This is a genomic window from Sulfitobacter sp. GN1-4, assembly GCF_055693825.1.
Genome location: NZ_JBVFUQ010000003.1, coordinates 3,996,068 through 4,013,269, shown reverse-complemented (window position 1 = coordinate 4,013,269; position 17,202 = coordinate 3,996,068). Strand labels below are relative to the sequence as shown.

Annotated in this window: 15 protein-coding genes, 1 tRNA gene, 2 pseudogenes and 1 riboswitch; of the genes and pseudogenes, 9 read left to right on the top strand and 9 right to left on the bottom strand. The window is 58.7% G+C overall.

The genetic code is table 11. The annotated features are described in order from the left end of the window. Positions 1-3 precede the first annotated feature (3 nt). Entirely contained in the window at positions 4-978 is a 975-nt protein-coding gene (locus tag ACZ1HM_RS20565; protein WP_472744440.1) for a DMT family transporter, read from the bottom strand. Positions 979-1,095: 117 nt separating this feature from the next. On the opposite strand from ACZ1HM_RS20565, the gene ACZ1HM_RS20560 reads away from it, so the two are divergent. Further along, positions 1,096-1,491, top strand: coding sequence for a RidA family protein (locus ACZ1HM_RS20560; RefSeq protein WP_472744439.1), 396 nt, complete (start codon positions 1,096-1,098; stop codon positions 1,489-1,491). 19 nt (positions 1,492-1,510) lie between these two features. Beyond that, positions 1,511-2,197: a helix-turn-helix transcriptional regulator gene (locus ACZ1HM_RS20555; RefSeq protein WP_472744438.1), complete on the top strand. Its 687-nt coding sequence runs from the start codon at positions 1,511-1,513 to the stop codon at positions 2,195-2,197. On the opposite strand, the gene aroC is transcribed toward ACZ1HM_RS20555, so the two are convergent. Together aroC and ACZ1HM_RS20545 are read right to left on the bottom strand one after the other, a co-directional pair. Beyond that, entirely contained in the window at positions 2,194-3,306 is a 1,113-nt protein-coding gene (aroC, locus tag ACZ1HM_RS20550) for a chorismate synthase (RefSeq protein WP_472744437.1), read from the bottom strand. The genes ACZ1HM_RS20555 and aroC overlap by 4 nt on opposite strands. Before the next feature lie 141 nt (positions 3,307-3,447). Then, positions 3,448-3,888, bottom strand: coding sequence for a 6,7-dimethyl-8-ribityllumazine synthase (locus ACZ1HM_RS20545; protein WP_472744436.1), 441 nt, complete (start codon positions 3,886-3,888; stop codon positions 3,448-3,450). A 78-nt stretch (positions 3,889-3,966) separates the two neighbouring features. Beyond that, positions 3,967-4,119: riboswitch (FMN riboswitch) on the bottom strand. A gap of 62 nt (positions 4,120-4,181) precedes the next feature. Between ACZ1HM_RS20545 and ACZ1HM_RS20540 the strand changes: the two genes are divergently transcribed. The 5 genes from ACZ1HM_RS20540 (at position 4,182) to ACZ1HM_RS20520 (ending at position 8,416) form a co-directional block, all read left to right on the top strand. After that, a complete protein-coding gene (locus ACZ1HM_RS20540) occupies positions 4,182-4,808 on the top strand; it encodes an FMN-binding negative transcriptional regulator (protein WP_472744435.1) in 627 nt (208 codons plus the stop codon). Between the two features lie 84 nt (positions 4,809-4,892). Continuing rightward, the gene (locus ACZ1HM_RS20535) at positions 4,893-5,570 is read left to right on the top strand and encodes a glutathione S-transferase (protein ID WP_472744434.1); all 678 of its coding nucleotides are present in this window, start codon (positions 4,893-4,895) and stop codon (positions 5,568-5,570) included. A 112-nt stretch (positions 5,571-5,682) separates the two neighbouring features. Next, positions 5,683-6,258: a ubiquinol-cytochrome c reductase iron-sulfur subunit gene (gene petA, locus ACZ1HM_RS20530; protein WP_472744433.1), complete on the top strand. Its 576-nt coding sequence runs from the start codon at positions 5,683-5,685 to the stop codon at positions 6,256-6,258. An 11-nt stretch (positions 6,259-6,269) separates the two neighbouring features. Next, on the top strand, positions 6,270-7,613 hold the full coding sequence (locus ACZ1HM_RS20525; RefSeq protein ID WP_472744432.1) for a cytochrome b: 1,344 nt from the start codon (positions 6,270-6,272) through the stop codon (positions 7,611-7,613). Between the two features lie 11 nt (positions 7,614-7,624). Continuing rightward, positions 7,625-8,416 (top strand): cytochrome c1, encoded by a 792-nt coding sequence (locus tag ACZ1HM_RS20520; protein WP_472744431.1) that lies wholly within the window; start codon positions 7,625-7,627, stop codon positions 8,414-8,416. 117 nt (positions 8,417-8,533) lie between these two features. Here the strand turns inward: ACZ1HM_RS20520 and mtaB are convergent, their stop codons facing one another. Continuing rightward, positions 8,534-9,787 (bottom strand): tRNA (N(6)-L-threonylcarbamoyladenosine(37)-C(2))-methylthiotransferase MtaB, encoded by a 1,254-nt coding sequence (gene mtaB / locus ACZ1HM_RS20515; protein WP_472744430.1) that lies wholly within the window; start codon positions 9,785-9,787, stop codon positions 8,534-8,536. After that, positions 9,784-10,626: a diaminopimelate epimerase gene (dapF, locus tag ACZ1HM_RS20510; RefSeq protein ID WP_472744429.1), complete on the bottom strand. Its 843-nt coding sequence runs from the start codon at positions 10,624-10,626 to the stop codon at positions 9,784-9,786. Before dapF ends, mtaB begins: the two co-directional genes overlap by 4 nt. 96 nt (positions 10,627-10,722) lie before the next feature. Between dapF and ACZ1HM_RS20505 the strand changes: the two genes are divergently transcribed. Next, positions 10,723-10,798 (top strand) — tRNA-Lys (locus ACZ1HM_RS20505). A 47-nt stretch (positions 10,799-10,845) separates the two neighbouring features. On the opposite strand, the gene ACZ1HM_RS20500 is transcribed toward ACZ1HM_RS20505, so the two are convergent. After that, positions 10,846-13,290, bottom strand: coding sequence for a GcvT family protein (locus ACZ1HM_RS20500; RefSeq protein ID WP_472744428.1), 2,445 nt, complete (start codon positions 13,288-13,290; stop codon positions 10,846-10,848). Positions 13,291-13,475: 185 nt separating this feature from the next. Here ACZ1HM_RS20500 and ACZ1HM_RS20495 point away from each other — a divergent pair. Further along, a pseudogene (locus tag ACZ1HM_RS20495) lies at positions 13,476-14,998 on the top strand (trimethylamine methyltransferase family protein). A 28-nt stretch (positions 14,999-15,026) separates the two neighbouring features. Here the strand turns inward: ACZ1HM_RS20495 and ACZ1HM_RS20490 are convergent. From ACZ1HM_RS20490 to ACZ1HM_RS20480, 3 genes and pseudogenes are all read right to left on the bottom strand, one after another. Then, complete coding sequence (locus ACZ1HM_RS20490; RefSeq protein ID WP_472744427.1) at positions 15,027-15,698, bottom strand: LysR family transcriptional regulator substrate-binding protein; 672 nt, start codon at positions 15,696-15,698, stop codon at positions 15,027-15,029. A gap of 149 nt (positions 15,699-15,847) precedes the next feature. Continuing rightward, positions 15,848-16,000 (bottom strand): annotated as a pseudogene (locus ACZ1HM_RS20485) (helix-turn-helix domain-containing protein); the annotation flags it as partial. A gap of 159 nt (positions 16,001-16,159) precedes the next feature. Next, a complete protein-coding gene (locus ACZ1HM_RS20480) occupies positions 16,160-17,185 on the bottom strand; it encodes a LacI family DNA-binding transcriptional regulator (RefSeq protein WP_472744426.1) in 1,026 nt (341 codons plus the stop codon). Between the last annotated feature and the right edge of the window lie 17 nt (positions 17,186-17,202).

The following is a 17,202-nucleotide window of genomic DNA, read 5'->3' as shown; positions in this document are numbered from 1 at the left end:
TCCTCAATTCGGGGAGCCTGCAGGCGCGAGGCTGGGTTTGGATTTGCTGCGGTCCAGCCCAAGCTGGCGTTCGCGCCAGATAATGAGCACGCCGCCAGCAATGACAAGAGCCGCACCAATCAGAATGGTGGCGGTTGGCACTTCGCTAAAGACAACCCAACCGATCAGCGTGGCAAAAATCATGGATGAATAATCAAACGGTGCCAGCATGGAGGCCCCGGCAAAGCGGAAGGAAGAGGTGATCATGATCTGTGCCACCCCACCGATGAGGCCCGCGCAGATGATCAGCCCCAGAACGCCAAAGCCGGGATTGGTCCAGGCCAAAGCGGGCACCGGAAAGAGCCACCCAAGCGGCAGGGTGAACAAGGACACGGTGGTTGCGGTCAGCGAAAAATAGAAAACAATGGCGGAGGTGCTGTCGGTCTGCACCAAGCGTCTGACGTGGATCTGTACCATCGAACGCAAGATTGACGCCGCAAGCACAAAGAACGCCCCCATGGTGGCCGCCGCACTATACCCCTCGCCCAGCGACAGGCGCGGTGCGATCACGATCATCACACCAATCAGCCCCAGCGCCACCGCCGACAGGCGAAAAAGCCGGATGCGTTCGCCCAGGAAAATCGCGGCAAAGATCACGGTGAACATCGGGGTGGCATAGCCAATCGCAGTGACCTCTGGCAGGGGCAGGATGGCTAGCCCTGCAAAGGTCAGTATCATCGCGGTGGTGCCAAAAAGCCCGCGCCAGATGTGACCCAGCACGTTATTGGCCTTTAGCCCGTCATGCAGATGCCCGGTTTGCCACAGCCACAGGCCAATAACCGGAATGGCAAAGAATGACCGAAAGAACACCGCCTGGCCCGGGGGCACAGCGCCGGATGCTGCTTTGATCAGTGCGGCCATGACCATGAACAGGAAAACGGCGCCGACCTTGAGGGCAATCGCGCGGCCAGGGCGGTGTTGGGTCATGTTTGCGGGCATAGGAGCTTCATGCGCCTGCCGTGCACAAAGTTCAAGGTGGGGTGATCTCTCTTGTCACCACGGTGACAAGAAGGGTGTGTTTCAAAGGTCCTATCAAACAGATGAAAGGACGATGTCATGAAACGCACAGCGATAAACCCTTGGGAATGGTCTTTGCCCTTGGGCTACAATCAGGCCGAAATGGTTGAGGGGGCTGGCAAACAGCTGATCTGCGCGGGCCAAACGGCGGTGGATGCAAACGGCGCGCCGCAGCATCCCGGCGATATGCGGGCGCAGATGGCCTTGGCTTTGGACAACCTGCAGGCGGTGTTAGGACAGGCCGGGATGGGGTTTGGAGATGTGATCAAGCTGACCGTCTACAGCACGGATGTGGATGCCTCTTTGGCCAATTTTGATCTGATGGGGATGCGTTTTGGGGCCGCGGGCAACCAGCCTCCGATGAGCTTGGTGGGTGTCACCCGCCTTGCGCTGGCGCCCTTGATGTTTGAGATTGAGGCCACCGCGGCCCGGTAGCTGCTGCAAGTGAGGGTGCATGAGGCGCGCAGAACGGCTTTTTCGACTGGTCAACGAAATGCGCACCCGAAATGTCAGCCGGGCAGAAGACCTGGCTGCACATTTCGAGGTGAGTGCGACGACGATCTACCGCGACATTGCGCATTTGCAGGCCTCCGGTCTGCCCATCGAAGGGGAGGCGGGTGTGGGATATCTCCTGCGTCCGGGATTTGATTTGCCGAATGTGACTTTCACCCAAGATCAAATTGATGCGCTGGCGATGGGGCTGGCCTTTGTCGAAAGTACGGCCGATGATCAATTGGCCATGGCCGCCCGAGAGGCCCGCGCCAAGATCCAAGCAGGCCTGCCCGAACCTGAAGAGCGCCGCCTGGCGGATGCGCCCTATCTCAGCGTGACGCAACGGGAAAAGGCATCGCCTGCCGTAGCGGAGCTGCGCCAGGCGATCCGCGCGCACCGGGTGGTGCGGCTGGAGTATGCAGATAAGCATGGCCAGGTCTCAACCCGGCAGGTGCGCCCGCTGGTATTGTGGAACATGGCCGAGGGGTGGATGTTCTCTGCCTGGTGCGAGTTGAGAGAGGATTTCAGAACGTTCCGGTTTGACCGCATTCACGCGCTTGAGGTCACGCAGACCACCTTTAGCGAGGACGAAGCCACAGGCATGCGCACCTTTTTGGAACTGGTCCGCAAGGATGCCCGCCAGCGTTAGTCCGGCGTGCCGATCTTGCCCCGGTTTTCGCCAATCTGCCCGCGGTGCAGCAGCATGTGATCCAGAAGGACGCAGGCCATCATCGCCTCGCCCACCGGGACGGCGCGGATGCCCACACAGGGGTCATGACGGCCCTTGGTGATGATCTCAGTCTCTTCGCCGGATTTGGTGATTGTTTTGCGGGTGGTCAGGATCGACGACGTTGGTTTGACCGCAAAGCGCACCACGACGTCCTGACCTGTGCTGATGCCGCCCAGAATACCGCCCGCGTGGTTGGAGGAATATTTGGGCAGGCCATCATTGCCCATATAGATCTCATCGGCGTTCAATTCGCCTGTGAGCATGGCCGCTGACATGCCTTCGCCGATCTCCACGCCTTTGACGGCATTGATGCTCATCATGGCGGCGGCCAAATCGGTGTCGAGCTTGCCGTAAACCGGCGCGCCGAGGCCCGCAGGCACGCCGCGCGCGGTCACTTCGATGATCGCACCTACTGAGGATCCGGATTTGCGCAGCCCGTCCAGATAGCTGGCCCAATCCTCGGCGGCTTTGGCATCGGGCACCCAAAAGGGGTTTTCCGCGATCTGGTCCCAATCAAAGGCCTCTCGGTCAATCTTGTGGGGTCCCATCTGCACCATATAGCCGGTGATCTGGAGGTTTGGCGCCAGCGCCTTGATCGCCTCGCGGGCCAGGCCGCCCGCGGCCACCCGCGCGGCGGTTTCACGGGCCGAAGACCGGCCGCCGCCGCGATAGTCGCGGATGCCGTATTTCTGGAAATAGGTAATGTCGGCATGACCTGGGCGGAACTTGTCCATGATGTCGCCGTAGTCTTTGGACCGCTGATCGGTGTTTTCGATCATCAGCTGAATGGGCGTGCCGGTGGTCTGTCCTTCAAATACGCCGGAGAGGATTTTCACTGCATCGGGTTCGCGCCGCTGGGTGGTGTATTTGTTCTGTCCTGGTTTGCGCTTGTCCAACCACTGCTGGATCATGGCCTCATCAATCGCAATGCCCGGAGGGCAGCCATCAACAGTTGCACCAAGGGCGGGCCCATGGCTTTCGCCCCAGGTGGTGACACGGAAAAGATGGCCGAATGAATTCATGGACATGGGCAGGCTCCTGTTGGCAGTATGCCTTAGCGGGCGGGGCGGATGGCCTCAAGGGGGGCGAAGTCTTTAAAGACTTCGCAGCGTTTCCTTTAAAGGAAACGCCGCATGCCGCACATGTGCCCTATGGGGGCGACCAAACCGCTAGGCCGCCGCCAAGGCCGCTGTGGCACCTGTGATCTTTAAGGCTGCAACAGCTGCTTCACGGCCTTTTTCCACAAAATGCGCACGGTAGATGGCATTGTGGTGGTCCGTTTCTTGGTAGTGATGCGGCGTCAGAGAGACGGACAGCACAGGCACGCCCGTGTCCAACCCCACGCGCATCAGGCCATCCACAACGGCGCTGGCAACAAAATCATGGCGGTAAATCCCGCCATCCACCACAAAAGCGGCACAAGCAATGGCATCATACCGGCCCGACTGGGCGAGCTTTTGCGCCATCAGCGGCATTTCAAACGCTCCGGGGACGTCAAACACGTCTGTTTGCGCGGCGGGGATATGCTCCAAAAATCCGTCCAGGCTCCGATCTACGATATCGGCATGCCACTGGGCTTTGATAAAGGCGAAGCGGGTGTTCTGTGTCATTACTGATCTCCTTTACGTCAGACACGTCTGCACCCAAGGCGATCACAACCGCGCCACAGCCCAAAGGGCTGGTCACTGCTGCATTCTCTTTCATCCGGACTATGACCGTCGGCCCCGGACTTTGACCGGGTCTGCTGACCAAGCGCCCCGTTGGGGCGCATTGCGCTCGCGGGCTTGGGGGCGCACCCCCCTACCGCCGGTGGGGAATTTCGCCCCGCCCTGAGAATGCTTGCACCCTGCAACTCAATCGTGATTTGTGCAAGTCAAACGTCCCGTCAAATGCAGGCCCTCCTATGCACCCCAACCCGGTTTTTCATGATGCTGACACTGCCCAGAACCTCGCCTTTGCACGGGAACGGGGATTTGGTGTCTTGGCGGTGCAGGGGGACGATCTGCCGCTCCTCAGCCATGTGCCCTTTCTGCTGAGCACAGAGGGCGATGTGGCTGAGTTGCATCTGGTCCGGTCAAATCCGATCGCGCGGGCGCTGAAATCACCATTGCGCGCCAAAATCGCGGTGTCCGGGCCCGACAGCTATGTGTCGCCTGATTGGTACGGGGTACCAGATCAGGTGCCGACGTGGAACTACGTGGCTGTGCATCTGTCGGGCACATTGGAACGCCGCCCACAAGACGAACTCCACGACCTTCTGGACCGGCAATCCGCCATGTATGAAGACCGCCTGTTGCCCAAGGCCCCTTGGAAGACGGAGAAAATGACGCCGGAGGTCATGGACAAGATGATGCGGATGATTGTGCCCTGCCGGATGCAGATCACCGCAGTGGATGGGACATGGAAGCTGGGACAGAACAAACCTGACGCTGTGCGCAAAGCCGCAGCTGATCAGATGCGCGGCTATGGGTTTGGTACGGAGGCTGATGTGCTGGCCGCGCTGATGCTGGGTGTGGGGCCGGGCAGCTAGGCCTTCTGCGTATCAGTACAAAGTCGGCGTTGCGCCCCATGCCCGCAGCAACAATAGTCAGCGTATGATTTACAGGAGACGCCCATGAAACTCTTCTACTCTCCCGCTTCGCCTTATGTGCGGAAAATTGCGGTGATGTTGCATGAACTAGGTCAGACCGATGCGGTCGCATTTGAAGACATTCAAACCACCGCCTTTGCCTCTGACCCCGGCCTGACGGCCAGCAATCCTTTGGGCAAAATCCCCGCGTTGGTGCGGAGCGATGGCTCAACCCTTTATGACAGCAGGGTGATTTCGCAGTATCTGAACGCCCAGTTCGGCGGCGATCTTTATCCCGAGGACAGCCGCAAGTGGGAGATGCTGGTGCTGGAAGCAACCGGTGATGGGATCATGGATAGCACGGTCTCCATGTCTTATGAGATGCGTCTGCGCCCTGAAAATGAACAATCCGCAGACTGGATTGATGCACAGTGGGATAAGGCATCGCGCGCGATTGATGTGCTGAATGCCCGTTGGATGAGCCATCTGGCCGGGCCGATGGACATGAGCCACATCTCAGTTGCCTGTGCGCTGGCCTATATTGATTTCCGCCACGGCGCGCGTGCATGGCGTGATGGAAACCCGGCGCTGGCGGATTGGTTCGCAACCTTCGATTCTGCGCGCTTCCATGGCTGCGACCCGCCCTCCGGCGGGGTAATCGGGTCAAAATGTCCCGATTCTCGCGATCTTAATATCGCAGTGCGACGCTTTGCGCGTGAATGACATCTAGACGCACGCAGGACGGCAAGTTAGATACCCGATCAATTGTGGGCTGTGCTTTGTGCGCGGCCCAGTCCGTAGTGGCCAACTTGGTCATCAAAAGTGGAGAAAACACGTGTCCAACGCAGAAGATCACGCAGGCACCCGTAGGGATTTCCTGTACTATGCAACGGCTGGTACAGGTGCCGTCACCGTAGGTGCAGCCGTTTGGCCTCTTGTAAACCAGATGAACCCATCCGCAGATGTGCGGGCTTTGTCGACCATCCGCGTGGATGTGTCCGCTGTTGAGCCTGGTACGCAGTTGCGGGTTTTGTTCTTGGGCAAACCGGTCTTTATCCGTCGCCGGACGGAAGTAGAAATCGAAGAAGCGCGTGCCGTACCCGTTTCTGATTTGCCTGATCCGGTTGCACGGAACGCAAATGATCCCGGCGCTGACGCGGCGGATGCTAACCGGACGCTGGATGAAGCGGGCGAATGGCTGGTCATGACCGGCGTGTGTACGCACCTGGGCTGCGTTCCACTGAATGACGCGGGCGATTTTGTCGGCCCCGAAGGCGGCGGCGGCTGGTTCTGCCCGTGCCACGGCTCTCACTATGACACGTCTGGGCGTATCCGTCGCGGGCCTGCGCCTCAGAACTTGCCCATCCCAGCGGCTGAGTTCGTGGACGAAACCACAATCAAACTGGGTTAAGGGAGAAAGATATGTCTGGAATTCCTCACGACCATTACGAGCCAAAGTCAAACGGCGAAAAGTGGCTTCACCGCCGTTTGCCGGTTGTTGGCCTGATGTACGACACGTTGATGATCCCCACGCCGAAAAACCTGAACTGGATGTGGATCTGGGGCATCGTGCTGACGTTTTGCCTGGCGCTGCAGATCATCACCGGCATCGTGCTGGTGATGCATTACACGCCCGACACCACGCTGGCGTTCGGCTCTATTGAGCACATCATGCGCAACGTGAACGGTGGCCAGATGCTGCGCTACCTGCATATGAATGGCGCGTCGCTGTTCTTTATCGCGGTCTATGCGCATATCTTCCGGGGCCTTTACTACGGCTCATACAAGGCACCGCGCGAGGTGACTTGGATCATCGGGATGCTAATTTATCTGCTGATGATGGCGACAGCCTTCATGGGCTACGTGCTGCCATGGGGCCAGATGTCCTTCTGGGGTGCGACTGTGATCACCGGCCTTTTTGGTGCGATCCCATTTGTGGGTGACGCGCTGCAAACGCTGCTTTTGGGCGGGCCAGCGGTGGATAACGCCACGCTGACACGTTTCTTCAGCCTGCACTATCTGCTGCCGTTCCTGATTGCGGGTCTTGTGATCCTGCACATCTGGGCGTTCCACACCACGGGCAACAACAACCCAACCGGTGTTGAAGTGCGCCGCACCTCCAAAGAAGACGCAGAGAAAGACACGCTGCCCTTCTGGCCCTACTTCGTGATCAAAGATCTGTTCGCGTTGGCGGTTATCCTGGCGGTGTTCTTTGCGGTTGTCGGCTTTATGCCCAACTACCTGGGCCACCCCGATAACTACATTGAGGCGAACCCGCTGGCGACGCCGTCGCACATCGTTCCTGAATGGTACTTCTTGCCCTTCTACGCGATCCTGCGGGCCTTTACGCCAGATGTCTGGGTTGTGATGTTTGCTGACTTCATCTCTGGTGGCATCATCAAATCCGACTTCTTCGGCGTGCTGGCGATGTTCGGTGCGATTGCGGTGATGGCGGCGGTGCCATGGTTGGACACATCCAACGTCCGTTCCGGCCGTTACCGTCCGATGTTCAAATGGTGGTTCTGGCTGCTGGTGATCGACTTCTTCGTGTTGATGTGGGTCGGTGCCATGCCTGCGGAAGAACCTTACAACACCATCGCTTTGATCGCGGCCACCTATTGGTTCGTCTACTTCCTGGTGATCCTGCCGCTGTTGGGTGTGATCGAAAAGCCGTTGCCACAGCCTGCAACCATCCAGGAAGACTGGGATGCAAAGATGGCGAAGAAAAAGGGCACAGGCGAACCTGTGACCACGCCAGCGGAGTAATGGAAATGAAAATGATCAAGAAACTTACCGCCTCCGCACTTTTGGTGCTTGGCCTTGGCACCTCTGGTGCCATGGCTGCGGGTGCCTATGACACGCATATTGAAAACTATGAGTTTTCATTTGAGGGGCCATTCGGCTCCTACGACGTCAATCAGTTGCAGCGCGGCTTGCAGATCTACACTGAGATTTGCTCTGCCTGCCACGGGCTGAAGTTCGTGCCGATCCGTACCTTGGGTGATGATGGCGGTCCTATGCTGCCAGAAGAACAGGTGATCGAATATGCAACACAGTTTGAGGTGTTTGACGCGGAAATCGACGATTTCCGTGAAGCGCGCCCAACTGACCATTTCCCGGCCTCCAACATCGAAAACGCCCCTGACCTGTCTTTGATGGCGAAGGCGCGCGCGGGGTTCCACGGCCCTTACGGCCTGGGCATCAACCAGTTCTTCAAAGGCATGGGTGGGCCTGAGTACATTGCCTCATTGCTCACCGGGTATACCGGCGAGGAAAAAGAGCAAGCTGGCGTGATCTTTTATGAAAACACGGCCTTCCCGGGCGGTTGGATCGCGATGGCACCGCCGCTGTGGGGTGATGACGTTGAATTTGTAGACGGCAGCCCAACGGAGCTGGAAAATCTGTCAAAAGATGTGTCCGCTTTCTTGATGTGGACCGCTGAGCCAAAGCTTATGGCGCGCAAGCAGGCGGGCTTTGCAGGGGTTGTTTTCCTGACGCTGCTGGCGGTTCTGCTTTATCTGACAAACAAGCGCATCTGGGCCCCCGTGAAGCGCAAAGAAACGAGCTGATCCAAAGCCGTTCGTGAGATTAGAAAGCCCCGCTTTAGCAGCGGGGGCTTTTTGCATGTGGGGGAGGGCGAACTCTTCAAAGAGTTCGTCGCCTTTCCTTTAAAGGAAAGGCCCACATCACGCTGCCAACTGGTTTGCCTTGAGACCTTTGATCTGCGCCTGCACAACCGCGCCTTCGGTTTGCTGCGCCTCAAACACGACTTCTGCAAACTGTTCCGTCCGCCCCATCGTTTCGCTTTCCATCAAGACCTGATGGGTCTGCCCAACCTGGGCGGCCAGGTGGCGCTCAACCTGCTGTTCTCCGGCGGCGCGCAGGCGGGCGGCGCGCTCTTTGATGGCACGGCCATCGACCGCGGGCATGCGCGCGGCTGGCGTTCCGGGGCGTGCCGAATAGGGGAACACATGCAGCCAGGTCAGATCACATTCCTCAACCAACCGCAGAGAGTTTTCGAACATCGCGGGGGTTTCGGTTGGAAAGCCTGCAATGATATCGGCCCCAAAGGTCATGTCAGGCCGAAGGCGGCGCGCTTCTTGGCAAAAGCCAATCGCGTCATCCCGCAGGTGGCGCCGTTTCATGCGCTTTAAAATCAGATCATCGCCATGTTGCAATGAAAGGTGCAAATGCGGCATCAGACGCGGCTCTGTGGCGATGGCCTGCATCAGGTTGTCATCCACCTCAATACTGTCGATGGAACTGATCCGAAGCCGTGGCAGATCCGGCACCAGCTTTAGGATCCGCATCACCAGATCGCCCAGCTTTGGAGCCATCGGCAGATCCGCCCCCCAAGAGGTAAGATCAACCCCCGTCAGCACCACCTCATTGAACCCTTTGTCCACCAGTCGTTTGATCTGATCCACCACAACACCGGCGGGCACCGAACGGGAATTCCCACGGCCAAAGGGGATGATGCAGAACGTGCACCGGTGGTCACAACCGTTTTGAACCTGCACATAGGCGCGGCTGCGCGTGCCGAACCCGTCAATCAAATGCCCGGCGGTTTCGGTGACGGACATGATGTCATCGACCTGCACGTTCTCCGTCTCGCCGATGAAATCTGCGGCCAGGCCCTGCCATGTTTCAGGCACCATCTTTTCGGTGTTGCCGATCACCGCATCCACTTCGTCCATTTGGGCGAAGGTCTGGGGTTCGGTTTGTGCCGCACACCCCGTCACGATCACACGGGCATCGGGATTGGCTTTGCGCAGCTTGCGGATGTCTTGCCGCGCTTTGCGCACAGCCTCTGCCGTGACGGCGCAGGTGTTGATCACAACCGCGTTTTGCAGCCCCGCGTCCCCGGCCAATTCCTTCATCGCCTCCAGCTCATAGGCGTTCAGGCGACAGCCGTGGTTGGAAAAGACGGGCGGCTTCATGACAGCCCTGCGAGGAAGGCAGGTGTAAAGACGCCGTCAAAGACATGCGCGGATGGCCCGGTCATCCAGACGCCATCATCGCGCCAATCGACCTGCAGCGTGCCCCCATCAAGATCGATCTGCACCGCACGCCCCGTCAGGCCGCGCCGGGCCGCCGCAACGGCTGTTGCGCAGGAAGATGACCCTGAAGCCAAGGTGATGCCCACCCCACGCTCCCAAACGCGCATGCGGATATGATCCGGCCCGATGATCTGGGCGATCTGCACATTGGTGCGTTGGGGAAAGAGGGGATGATTCTCAATACCGGGGCCAAAGCTGGTCAGATCCACGGCATCCACATCCTCCACAAAGAAGGTGCAATGCGGGTTGCCCATGCCGGTCGCGGTAGGAGAGCCCTCAATCGGCAGCGTCAGCGTTTCCATTTCCGAGGCCAGCGGCACATCCTGCCATTCAAGAAAGGGGTGCCCCATATTCACCGCCGTCAGCCCGTTGCCCACGTCACGCACAGGCAGCGCACCCCGGTCTGACGTCAGCGTAAGTGCGGCGGCCCCTGTTTCCTCCATCAGGTGGCGTGCAACACACCGTGTGGCGTTGCCACAGGCCCCAGCGGTGGACCCATCGGCGTTGTAAAAGGTCATATGCCCATCGGCATCGCCTTTGGTCAGGACCACAAGCTGGTCAAAGCCCACGCCAAAATGCCGATGCCCGATGGCCTGTGCCATCTGTGCGGTAATGGGTCGCGCCTGCGCACGGGCATCCAGCACGACAAAGTCGTTGCCCAGCCCATGCATCTTCATAAAGGGCAATCCATCTGCAAAATCAGCATTCATGCGGGCCATATAAACGCGCTGGCGTGACTAATCCAGCATGGCTGTTTGATTTGCAGGAATAAGGGCTTGACCGTGCGCAGAGTCCTTTCTAGATACACCCCTCGTGGGCCGTTAGCTCAGTTGGTAGAGCAACTGACTTTTAATCAGTGGGTCGCAGGTTCGAACCCTGCACGGCTCACCACTGTTTTCCTCAGCATGTCATGAAACTGTTGGCCGATAGCGCTGCGGTCAGTCCGCTATGCCGCGCAGCAGTTTGTGGTCCGGGTCGTAGGGCGATGGGGCAATGACCTTCGCTGCAACCAGATCGCCATACATGTCGAGGGTCAGTGCTGTGCCGATTTCGGCAAGCTGCGGGTCTACAAAGGCGTAGGCCAGGTTCATCCCAACGCGGTGCCCCCAATCGCCCGAGGTGATGGTGCCCACGACCCTCCCGTCTTGCATCAGCGACGCACCGCCATGTGCGGGCGCGTGGGTGGCGTCAATCTGCAAGGTAACGCGGCACTTGGCAGGGCCATTGGCGTGGCGTTCTAACAGCGCTTCTTTGCCAATAAAGTCAGCCTTCTTAAGGTTCACAAACCGCTCCAGCCCGGTTTCAAACGGGTCAAACTCCGTCAGCAAATCCGCTTTCCAGTGCAGGAAACCCTTTTCCATCCGCATCGCTTCAACAGCCCGCGCGCCGAAAAGCGCAAGCCCATGGGCCTTGCCCGCGTCGCGTAGCGCCAGATAGGCGGCATAGAGAGAGGCGTTGGGCACATGGATTTCGTAGGCAAGCTCACCCGAAAAGCTCACGCTCATCACGGTGGCGGGGGCAAAGCCGATGTAGCACTCCCGGACTGAGAGCCATGGGAAGGCGGTCTGCGACCAATCCCCGCGCGCACAGGCAGCCAAGATATCGCGGGACTTTGGACCGGCAAGCACCAGGATCGTCTGATCGTTTGTCAGGCTGCGCAAGGTGACGTCTTCGTCTGCGCGCAGGTTTTGCTGCAGCCAATCCATATCGTGATATTCGCTGGCGGCGGCAGACCCGTACCAGATGCGGTCTGGGCCACGGTCGCTGGCGGGCAGGTTTGCCACGGTGGCTTCGCCTTTGATCATGCCATGATGGTTGAGAAGATACCCCAGCCCCACGCGGCCCGCACGTTTGGTCACAGCGCCGCAGAACATGCGATCCAGAAAGCTCAGGCGATCCGTGCCTGTGATCTCAATCCGGTTAAAGCCGTTGACCTCACACAGCCCGGCATTGCTTTGCAGGTTTTTGATTTCCTGGCCCACGATGCCCGTTGCCTCATCAAAATCGAAGCTGAGAGTGGGGTGAAACGCGGGTGAAGGCTTGATGTAATCCACCCGTTCCCAGCCGTTGACCACAGTGAACTCCGCCCCTTCGGCGGCAAGGATCGGTGTCAGCGGTGTGGTTTTGGCTGGCCTGCCGGCGGGCCGATGCTCATGCGGGAAATGGAAGCGGAATTCGTTTTGGTAATCTTCAATCGCCTTCAGCGATGTCAGCTCCACATTGGCGTGGCCGGTAAAGCGACGCGGATCAAGGCACCATGTGTCATAACATGCCTCTCCGTGGACGATCTGCTGGGCCAGCAGCCAGCCATGCCCGCCGCCTTCCCCCAGACCGGCGCGCAGACCGATGATGCAAAAGGCGTTGCGTTTACCTGGGATCGGGCCGACCAGCGGCGCGCCGTCGATGGTGTAGGTGATGGGCCCGTTCACAACTGACCGGATCCCCGTTTCCTCTAGCGCGGGCATGCGTTCAAAGGCACCGGCCAACACATCCATGACACGGTCCAGATCATCCGGGCAAAGCGCGTTGACAAAATTCGGGTCAATCCCGTCCATTCCCCAGGGGCGGCAGTCTTGTTCATAGAACCCCACCAGCAGTCCGCCCTTTTCCTGGCGGCTGTAGTAATCCGAAATGGGGCACCGCAAGAGCGGCATCCGGTGCCCGGCCTCTGCAATGGCGGGGATGTCTTCGGTCAGGAAATACTGATGTTCCATGGAGGCCACAGGGTGGTGCACGCCCATCATCGCCCCAACCTCATTCACGCGGTAGCCGCAGGCATTCACGACGATGTCGCAGTCGATATCGCCATGCTCTGTCTGCACGGTCCATGTATCATCTTTGTGTTGGGTCAGCCCGGTCACTGGCGTGTTGCGGTACACCTCTGCACCCGCTTTGCGCGCGTGATAGGCCAAGGCCTGGCACAGCTGCGCGGGGTCGATATCGCCATCCAGCGGATCCCACAGCCCCCCCAACAAATTGGTGGTCGAAATCAGCGGGTGCCGCCGCGCGCATTCTTCCGCGTCAATCACCTCAAACGCGACGTCCATCCCCCGCGCCATGGAGGCAAAGTGGCGGTAGCCTTGCATCTGGGCTTCGGTATTGGCCAGGCGGATGCCGCCATCGGCATGGTGATAATTGATCGGATACTCAGGGTTTTCAGAAAGCTCTTTATACAGATTGATGGAGTGTGTTTTCAGGCCGACCATCGTTTGGTTCATGCCGAAATTGGTCACCTGTGCAGCGGAATGCCAGGTCGTGCCGCTGGTCAGCTCGTTACGCTCAACCAAGACAACGTCTGACCAGCCTTCGCGGGTCAGGTGATAGAGTGTTGAACACCCTGCAATGCCACCACCAATAACGACAACTTTGGTCCGGGTTTTCATATGATGCGCTCCCCAAATGATCGCTGAATGAGAGACCTTGTTTGGCGAAAACTACAACGGTGATGTGCTAGATACGAAAAAATCGGATAATTGATTTGATTGCTTGAGATTGATAGTATCCGGGTTGCTTTGCCACCGGTCTGACGGCTCATACTGCGCCTAAAGAACCGGAACAGGAGACTGCCTTGTCAGGCCAGGCTGGAAAACGAGGGGGGCGCAAAAAGCGATTGGCCCAACGGGCTGAGAAACCCGTCGTTGATCCATGCCCGCCCGGCCAGATCGGCGGTGTTTATAAGCCGCTCAGCGACGAGGATTTGCGCAGGATCTATGACACCGCGCTGGATCTGCTGGAAAAGCTGGGGGTCGGTGAGGTGCCAGACCGGTTGCACCGGGATTTGCTGGCCATCGGGGCCCAAGACAACGGCGCAGGTCGGATCCTGTTCCCACCAAAGCTGGTTGAAGAGGCGATAGACCAGGCCGCCAAGACATTCGTGCTGCATGGCCGTGACCCGGACCGCTCCATTGAGGTGGGCGGGCACAAGGTCTATTTCGGCACCGGCGGTGCAGCCGTGCAAACGCTGGACATCGACACAGGCGCATACCGCCCCTCCACCCTTGCCGATCTGCACAACCTCACCCGGTTGCAGGACAGCCTGGCAAATGTCAGCTGGTACACCCGCTGCTGCGTGGCCACGGACGTGCCGGATACCTTCGATCTGGACGTCAATACCGTCTTTGCCTTGCTCAAAAACACATCCAAACCAACGGCCACGTCATTCACCTTGGCCGAACATGTGGCCCCCATCGTTGAGATGCTTGATATCGCGGCGGGTGGTCCCGGTGCCTTTGCCAAACGGCCTTTCATGAAGGCCCATATCAGCCCCATGATATCGCCCATGCGCTACGGCGAGGATGCGGTTGATGTGGTCTATGAATGTATCCGCCACAACATCCCGATGTCCTGCATCACGGCCGCGCAGGCTGGGGCCACGGCCCCTGCGACGATGGCGGGGTTTCTGGCGCAATCGCTGGCGGAAACGCTGGCCAGCCTGTTGATGGTCCATTCCATTCAACCGGGATTCCCGATGGTCTTTTCAAACTGGCCGCTGGTGATTGATTTGCGCACCGGCGCCTTTTCTGGCGGCAGCGGTGAGACGGCCGTGTTGAACGCGGCATCAGCGCAGCTGTCGAATTGGCTGGGCCTGCCGTCCGGGGTTGCCTGTTCGATGACGGATGCCAAAGCGATTGATGCGCAATACGGGATGGAAAAGGGAATCACCTCAATGGCCGCCGGGTTGGCTGGCGGGAACTTGATTTATGAAAGCTCCGGGATGACGGCGTCTCTCTTGGGGGTGAGTTTTGAGGCGTTTGTCCTGGATGATGAGATGCATTCCAACACCTACCGTGCCCTGCGCGGGGTGGAAGTCACCGATGAAAACCTTGGCTTTGACGCAATATGTGAGGCGGTTCTGGGCGAAGGTCACTTTCTGGGGGGCAACATACCTATGCCGCGATGGAGCGGGATTATTTCTATCCCACCTTGGCCGACCGGGATGAGCCGCGCACCTGGATGCAAAACGGATCGCAAGATGCGTGGTCACGGGCCAGGCAGCGTGCATTGGAGATTTTGCGCGACCATAACCCGGCCTATCTAACAGCTGGGCAAGAGGCGGCGATCCGGGCCAAATTCAACATCCTTTACGGATAACGCATGCCGCCCAAGGTCGCCGCGCCTGTCATGAGATCAGTTTGAAGCTCTCCGCCAACCACCGGTTTTCCTGCGTTTGCGGAGAGATGGCGTACTGTGTGATCAGGCTGCGCAGCTTGGCATCGACCAGCTCCAGAACTGTGCGTGAGCAATCTGGCGTCGCAATCACGCTCAGCGTGCGGGAAAAGCTTTTGCCGGGGAATTTGTGCATGGCGAGCTTTGATTGAAACCGACGCGCGCGCGCAAACAACAAGGGTGTCGTGATCGTCCAGCCTGCGCCATCGGCGACCATGGCCATCAAGGTTTGATTGTTGCTGCATTCAAAGCTGGAGGTGGATTTCATGCCAAGCCTGCGCATCTGCGATTCGATTTGCCGCGCGATCAGCAGATTGCCAGAGAACCGCAGAAACGGCAGATCACCACGCCCTTCCAACACCTCTGACAAGGGCCGCTGCGCAACCCGCGGCAGCACAACAACAAAAGGGTCATTCAGCAGCGGGCGGTCTTGCAAATCGCGCATATGTTCGTGCGGGGCTGAGGTTACCCCAAGATCCAGATGCCGATTGCGCAGCATTTCGATGATCGTGTGACTGGATTCCGTCTGATAGGAAAAATCGCACCCCGGCATATGTTGTGACAGGTAGACCGCCAGTTCTGGTGCGATGTCGCTGTCAAAGTCTTCGATGCTGCCAATCCGCAAAAACTCGCCTCCGCGATGCTCCCGGCTGAGGCTTCGGCCTTTGCCTTGCGGATCATAAACAGCGCTTCGTCGATGTTGCGCAAAAACACACGGCCCTTTGGTGTCAGCACCATGGGCCGCCGCGCATGATTAAACAGCTCTACCCCAAGGTGGTCCTCCAGACTGCGCAGGTGGTGGGACACCGTGCTGATGGTCAGCCCGGTTTCCTTGGCGGCTGCCTGTAGCGATCCCTTTTGCGCGCAGATCTGAAACAGCTCCAGCCATCGCAGGCTCAGATCTTTTTTGCTGGTGCCGCGCGACATGGGCCTGCGTCCTTGCGAAGGTGGTGAGATACGTCAGAACTTCTAGGAACAATATTCCGACACTGTCAAACTAAAGCAAAGCCGCACCCCGCCAGAAACAAGCGGTCGGTTCGGGCGTCGTGGTATCGCAGCCAAGACGATGGGCCCCGCCGGACGCCATCACAGCGCGCGGGCCGAATGGCGGCTGATCAAGGTTGGCGCGCAATGCAGGCTGCGGTCTGTCAGCGGGGTCTGGTCGATGATGGCCTGGGCCAAGGCCTTGCCGGTTTCATGTCCGATCCTTTTGGCGGGCAGGCGCACTGTGGTCAGCGCAGGCTCAATCTCAGAGCTGCCTTTGAAATCACCGATCCCAACGATGGAGATATCTTGCGGGACAGACAGGCCCGCCGCCTTTGCCCCATAAAGCGCGCCGGTTGCCAAAATATCATTCCCGCAGATCAGCGCGGTTGGACGCTCCTTGCCCGTAAACAACGTTTGAGAATCCCGCTTTGAATCAGAAATGCTGTAGATCGTTGTCAGCAACCAAGGCGCAGGCACAGCAACCCCCGCATCCGCCAGTGTTTGCAGCACCACTTCACGGCGGGCATTCGCCCTGTCGTTGCCTTGGGTAGGGGGGAACATGCAGGCGATTTTCCGGTGCCCTAGGGACAAGACATGCTCTGCAATCAGGCGGCCCGCAAATTCATTGTCTGCGCCGATGCAAGGGTATCGCGCGCCTGCCGCATGGTTCCACATCAGCAAACAAGGCACCCCTTGTTGATCCAGCAGCTGAAAAACCGCCTCATCATGGTCAAGCCCCGTCAGAACAACGCCATCAACGCGGTGCTCCAAGAACTTGCGCAGGATCGCATATTCACGCTGCAGGTCATATCCGTGTGAGGCCAGCAGAATGGTGAACCCCATTTCCGCCACCGTGTCTGAGAAAGCCTGAACCACTTCGGCAAAAATCGCGTGATCCAGTGTTGGGATCAAAACGCCAATCGTTCCTGAGCGGATGCCGTGAATGGTCTGGGCCGCGCGGTTGCGAATGTATCCGGTCCGCCGCACCGCCCCATTTATGCGTTTACGAGTCGCGGGCTTGAGCAATTCAGGGTGATTGAAGTAGCGCGACACCGTTGAGGCCGAAACCCGCGCAGCCTTTGCAACAGCCAGAATATCCACTTTTTTCTTATTGTAATCAGACAACTATCCGCGATCCCGAC

Coding starts and splice junctions, on each gene's coding strand:
- ACZ1HM_RS20565 (WP_472744440.1), bottom strand. CDS start 978: ATGCCCGCAAACATGACCCAACACCGCCCTGGCCGCGCGATTGCCCTC.
- ACZ1HM_RS20560 (WP_472744439.1), top strand. CDS start 1,096: ATGAAACGCACAGCGATAAACCCTTGGGAATGGTCTTTGCCCTTGGGC.
- ACZ1HM_RS20555 (WP_472744438.1), top strand. CDS start 1,511: ATGAGGCGCGCAGAACGGCTTTTTCGACTGGTCAACGAAATGCGCACC.
- aroC (WP_472744437.1), bottom strand. CDS start 3,306: ATGTCCATGAATTCATTCGGCCATCTTTTCCGTGTCACCACCTGGGGC.
- ACZ1HM_RS20545 (WP_472744436.1), bottom strand. CDS start 3,888: ATGACACAGAACACCCGCTTCGCCTTTATCAAAGCCCAGTGGCATGCC.
- ACZ1HM_RS20540 (WP_472744435.1), top strand. CDS start 4,182: ATGCACCCCAACCCGGTTTTTCATGATGCTGACACTGCCCAGAACCTC.
- ACZ1HM_RS20535 (WP_472744434.1), top strand. CDS start 4,893: ATGAAACTCTTCTACTCTCCCGCTTCGCCTTATGTGCGGAAAATTGCG.
- ACZ1HM_RS20525 (WP_472744432.1), top strand. CDS start 6,270: ATGTCTGGAATTCCTCACGACCATTACGAGCCAAAGTCAAACGGCGAA.
- ACZ1HM_RS20520 (WP_472744431.1), top strand. CDS start 7,625: ATGATCAAGAAACTTACCGCCTCCGCACTTTTGGTGCTTGGCCTTGGC.
- mtaB (WP_472744430.1), bottom strand. CDS start 9,787: ATGAAGCCGCCCGTCTTTTCCAACCACGGCTGTCGCCTGAACGCCTAT.
- dapF (WP_472744429.1), bottom strand. CDS start 10,626: ATGGCCCGCATGAATGCTGATTTTGCAGATGGATTGCCCTTTATGAAG.
- ACZ1HM_RS20500 (WP_472744428.1), bottom strand. CDS start 13,290: ATGAAAACCCGGACCAAAGTTGTCGTTATTGGTGGTGGCATTGCAGGG.